A 5,186-nucleotide genomic window follows, 5' to 3' on the forward strand; every position below is an offset into this window, starting at 1 on the left:
ATTAATAGAAAACATGTCACTTGGAACAGCTGCAGTTGGTTATAGAACAGAATCAATGCATGGTGCAGGCTCACCACAGGCACAAAGAATAATGATAGCAAGACAAAGTAATTTAGCTCATAAAAAAGCTTTAGCAAAAGTTATTGCTAGAATAAAAGAATAATTTACTAAATATATTTAGGTAAAAGTGTTGTAGAAATGAAACGCGTTGCAAAAATGCAAAATATCTCAAAAACGCATACAGTAGAAGGCTTAATAGATTTTTGTACATTAATTTTCTAATATTTGTTGCTTTTATGCAACAAATATTATTTTTAAAAATAATATTTGTGATTATTTTAACATATATATTATTTTCTTTTATCAAGTTATTTTGAAGAGAGGTGTCTAAGCTAAATCTATAGGTCGCTCAGATAGTTACAGAATGAATAGTTTGAGAAGAGCACTCTACATTTAATAAAATTTTGGAGGTGAAATCTTGGTAACCAAAAGAATAAGAAATCAAGAACTCATGAAAAAAGTAGTTTCTGCTGAAGAGGCAGCAAATCTCATCAAAGATGGAATGGTAATTGGAGTAAGTGGATTTACTCCATCAGGCTATCCTAAAGATGTTCCTTTAGCTCTTGCGGAAAGGGTTAAAAGAACTGGTGAAAAAATGAAACTAACATTATATACAGGTGCTTCTGTTGGTCCAGAAATAGATGGAGCTTGGACTGAGGCTGGTATAATCTCAAAAAGAACGCCGTACCAGACTAATAATGAATTAAGAAACTCTATTAATAAAGGTCAAACAGAGTATTTTGATATGAATCTAAGTACTATGCCTCAATTTGTAGATTATGGTTTTTTACCAAAAGTTAATGTTGCAATTATAGAAGCGTTAGCAATTACGGAAGAAGGTAACATAATACCTACAACAGCAGTGGGAAATGCTGCTACTTTTGTTGCAAATGCAGATATAGTTATAGTTGAAGTTAATGAATATCAGCCATTAGCATTAGAAGGTATTGCAGATATTTATTCTTTAGAAAAGCCTCCCTTCAGGAAGCCAATTCCAATAACACATCCTGGAGACAGGATTGGAACAACTTATATACCTTGTGGACTTGATAAAATTGCAGCAATTGTAATGACAAATTTGCCTGATAAAACAAGAGCACTTGCTCCTATAGATGAAAAGTCTAAAGCAATTTCAAAAAATTTAATAGATTTTCTTGAAAATGAAGTTAAAGAAGGAAGATTACCAAAAAATTTATTACCGTTGCAATCAGGTGTTGGAAGCGTAGCGAATGCAGTACTTGCAGGGCTTTGTGAATCTAATTTAGAAAATCTTACTTGCTATACAGAGGTAATACAGGATTCCATGCTTGATCTTATAAGATGTGGTAAAGCAAAAATGGTATCAAGTACTGCGTTAAGCCCTTCACCAGCTGGAATGGTAGATTTTAGAAGGGACTTAGACAGTTTAAAAGATAAAATTATATTGAGGCCACAAGAAATAAGCAATAATCCAGAAGTTATTAGAAGACTTGGAATTATTGCGATGAACACGGCACTCGAGGTTGATATTTATGGTAATGTTAATTCAACTCATGTTATGGGCACAAAAATGATGAATGGGATAGGCGGATCAGGTGATTTTACTGGGAATGCTTCTTTAACCATATTTACAACAGAATCTATAGCCAAGAAAGGTGATATCTCTTCAATTGTTCCATTTGTTTCTCATGTAGACCATACAGAACATAATGTTATGGTAATTGTTACGGAACAAGGTACAGCAGATTTAAGAGGTAAGTGTCCAAAGGAAAGGGCTTTAGCAATTATTAATAATTGTGCACATCCAGACTATAGACCCCAACTTTTAGAGTACTTTGAAAAAGCAGAATCTTGTGGAGGAAAACACACTCCTCATGTATTATGTGATGCTTTATCCTGGCACGTAAGGTTTACTGAAACAGGCACAATGAAGAAAAAATCATAAGATTATATGTTACAATGATAGTGTAGTAATGAATGAATTACTTTAAAACTAATACATAATAAACAGGAGGAATTTACAAATGGAAAACAAACAAATTATAGAAGATTTAATGGCAAAAGCAAAAGTAGCACAACAAGTGGTAGCTGAGTATTCACAAGAGCAGGTAGATGATATGGTAAGAGTTATTGGGAAAGTTATTCATGACAATGCTGAAATCCTTGCTAGAGAAGCTGTAGATGAAACAAGAATGGGTGTTTATGAAGATAAGGTTGCAAAGAATATGGGAAAATCAAAAACAATATGGAATAGTCTTAGAGGCAAAAAATCAGTTGACATAATTGGAGAAGATAAGGAACAGGGATTGATTTTTGTTGCTAAACCAAAGGGTGTTATAGCAACAATTACGCCAACTACAAATCCTATTGTTACACCAATGTGTAATGCAATGTTTGCTATTAAAGGAAGAAATTCAGTTATCGTTGCACCACATCCAAGATCAAAAAAATGTTCTGCACATGCAGTATCATTAATGAATGCAGAAATAAAAAAATTAGGTGGACCAGACAATTTAATTCAAATAATTGCAGAACCATCTGTTGAGTTAACACAATTACTTATGGGAGCAGTAGATGTTGTTCTTGCTACAGGCGGTATGGGTATGGTTAAAGCTGCTTACGGAAGTGGTAAACCAGCTTACGGTGTTGGACCAGGAAACGTTCAAGTTATAGTTGATAGAGACGTTGATTTTGATGAAGCAACAAAAAAAATCATTGCAGGAAGAAAATTTGACAATGGAATCATTTGTTCTGGAGAACAATCAGTGATTGCTCCATCAGAAAAATATGATGAAGTTATAAAAGCAATGGTTTCTAATGGAGCATTCTATATTGAAGATGAAGCTACCCTAGATAAATTCAGAAATGTACTATTTATAAATGGAGTAACTAACGGTAAGGTTGTAGGTCAATCTGTTCAATTTATAGCTGATCTTGCAGGCGTTGCTGTTCCAAAAGAAACAAAAGTTATACTTTTCAAAGCAAAAGGACTTGGTGCAGAAGATGTACTTTGTAAAGAAAAAATGTGTCCTTGCATGATTGCACTTAAATATGAAACTTTTGAAGATGCTGTTAATATTGCAAAAACAAATCTTTTATTCGAAGGTGCAGGACATACAGTTGGAATTCATTCCAACAACAGAAAACACATTGAATATGCAGGAGAAATACTTCCTATAAGCAGACTAGTTGTAAACCAATCATGCTCAACAGGAGCAGGCGGAAGTTTCTTTAACGGATTTTCACCATCTACAACACTTGGATGCGGATCATGGGGAAACAACAGTATATCTGAAAACTTGAACTATGAACATTTAATTAATGTATCAAGAATTGGATTATTCAACAAAGATGCCAAGGTTCCAACTATCGAGGAAATCTGGGCTAAATAATATATAATAAATAGGTTTCAACGATTTAAGTTGAAGCCTATTACCCAAATTACAATAATTATAAAATAGGAGGTAACATAATGAAATTATTTTCACTAAAGTCACAAATTCATAAATTTGATACAGCAAAAGAATTTGCTGAAACATTTAATATAGGTGAAGGAGATTTTATATTATCAAATGAATATATATATAATCCATTCTTCGGAAGCCTCAACCTTAAGGCTGAAATAGTTTTTCTTGAGAAATATGGTGTTGGAGAACCTTCAGATGAGATAATTGATGCAGTACTTAAACTTATTAAGGGGAAGAGCTTCAAAAGAATTTTCGCCGTGGGTGGTGGAAGTGTTATTGATATAGCAAAACTTCTAGTATTGAAGGGTGAGAATACAGCTTTAGATTTATTTGAGAAAAAAGTACCATTGATAAAGGATAAAGAGCTTATACTAGTACCTACAACAGCTGGAACAGGTTCAGAAGTTACAAATCTTTCTATAGCTGAAATTAAAGCTAAGCATACAAAGATGGGCCTTGGTATAGATGAATTGCTTGCTGATCATGCAGTACTTATTCCAGAACTCGTTAAAGGACTTCCATATAGATTCTTTGTTGCTAGTTCAATTGATGCTTTAATTCATTCCATAGAGTCTTATGTATCCCCAAAATCTAATCCATACACAGAAGTATTTAGTGTAAAAGCAATGGAAATGATTTTAAAAGGATATATGCAGATAATTGAAAAAGATGAGGACTATAGAAAAGAAATAATTGAACAGTTTGTTATAGCTAGTAACTTTGCTGGCATTGCTTTTGGAAACACAGGAGTTGGTGCTGTTCATGCACTTTCATATCCACTAGGTGGAAATTATCATGTACCTCATGGTGAAGCAAATTACCAGATGTTTGTTGAAGTATTTAAAGCTTACAATAAGAAAAATCCAACTGGTAAAATTAAAGATGTTAATAAAATACTTGCCGATATTTTAAACGTAAGTGCAGAAAGTGATGTATTTGCTGCTCTTGCTAAAGTACTTGATAAATTATTAGTTAGAAAACCTTTGAAAGACTATGGTATGAAGGCTTCCGAAATTGAAAGTTTTGCAGATAGCGTTATTGAAGGACAACAAAGACTTTTAGCTAATAATTATGTACCTTTAAGCAGAGATGAAATTAGAGATATTTATAAGATTTTATATTAAAATCTTAAACATAAAAAGAGAGGGCTAACCTCTCTTTTTATGTTTAATGATTAAAATAAACAACTAGGAGGTATTACATGTCAAATTTAGATTTCATTTACAAAAGGCATAGTATAAGAAAATTTAAAGATGAAGTTGTTCCTATGAATGATTTAGAAGAGATTATTAAAGCGGCTATTCACGCTCCAACGGGTAAGAATGTTCAGAATTGGCACTTTGTAATTATAAGGAATAAGGAAAAAATAAATGAACTTGTAAAAATCGTTGAAAATAAAAATGTAGAAATTGCGGCTAAAATTATTGATGAAGATGTTAAGAGAAATTTCACTAAAACTTTGAAATACCATACTGCATTTAAAAATGCACCTTGCTTAATTTTAGTATATGCTGGAAATTATAAACCAACAGGGCTTGTAGAATTTAAAGCTATTAATGAAAGTATGGATGTTATACAGGAACTTATTAATACTGCACCAGGGGTACAGGCAGTCGCTGCATCAATGGAAAATTTATTACTTGCCTCTGCTAGTCTTGGATATGGTACATGCTGGATGAC

Annotated in this window: 5 protein-coding genes; all 5 read left to right on the forward strand. The window is 32.7% G+C overall.

Going from position 1 to position 5,186, the window contains the following annotated elements:
* A partial coding sequence (locus JJE11_RS14300; protein ID WP_291636807.1) for a 4-hydroxyphenylacetate 3-hydroxylase C-terminal domain-containing protein occupies positions 1 to 163 on the forward strand: 163 nt, incomplete at its 5' end.
* A gap of 348 nt (positions 164 to 511) precedes the next feature.
* Entirely contained in the window at positions 512 to 1,984 is a 1,473-nt protein-coding gene (locus JJE11_RS14305) for an acetyl-CoA hydrolase/transferase family protein (RefSeq protein WP_291636809.1), read from the forward strand.
* A 79-nt stretch (positions 1,985 to 2,063) separates the two neighbouring features.
* Positions 2,064 to 3,431, forward strand: coding sequence for an aldehyde dehydrogenase family protein (locus JJE11_RS14310; RefSeq protein ID WP_291636797.1), 1,368 nt, complete (start codon positions 2,064 to 2,066; stop codon positions 3,429 to 3,431).
* Between the two features lie 80 nt (positions 3,432 to 3,511).
* Positions 3,512 to 4,630 carry a 4-hydroxybutyrate dehydrogenase gene (locus JJE11_RS14315; protein WP_291636799.1) on the forward strand — a complete coding sequence of 373 codons (1,119 nt, stop codon included), beginning with the start codon at positions 3,512 to 3,514 and terminating at the stop codon, positions 4,628 to 4,630.
* A 77-nt stretch (positions 4,631 to 4,707) separates the two neighbouring features.
* Positions 4,708 to 5,186: nitroreductase family protein (locus tag JJE11_RS14320; protein ID WP_291636803.1), on the forward strand; the 479-nt coding region annotated here is incomplete at its 3' end.

The sequence above is a fragment of the Clostridium sp. genome (genome assembly GCF_016650095.1).
In the GTDB taxonomy this organism is placed as follows: Bacteria; Bacillota; Clostridia; order Clostridiales; family Clostridiaceae; genus Clostridium_AD.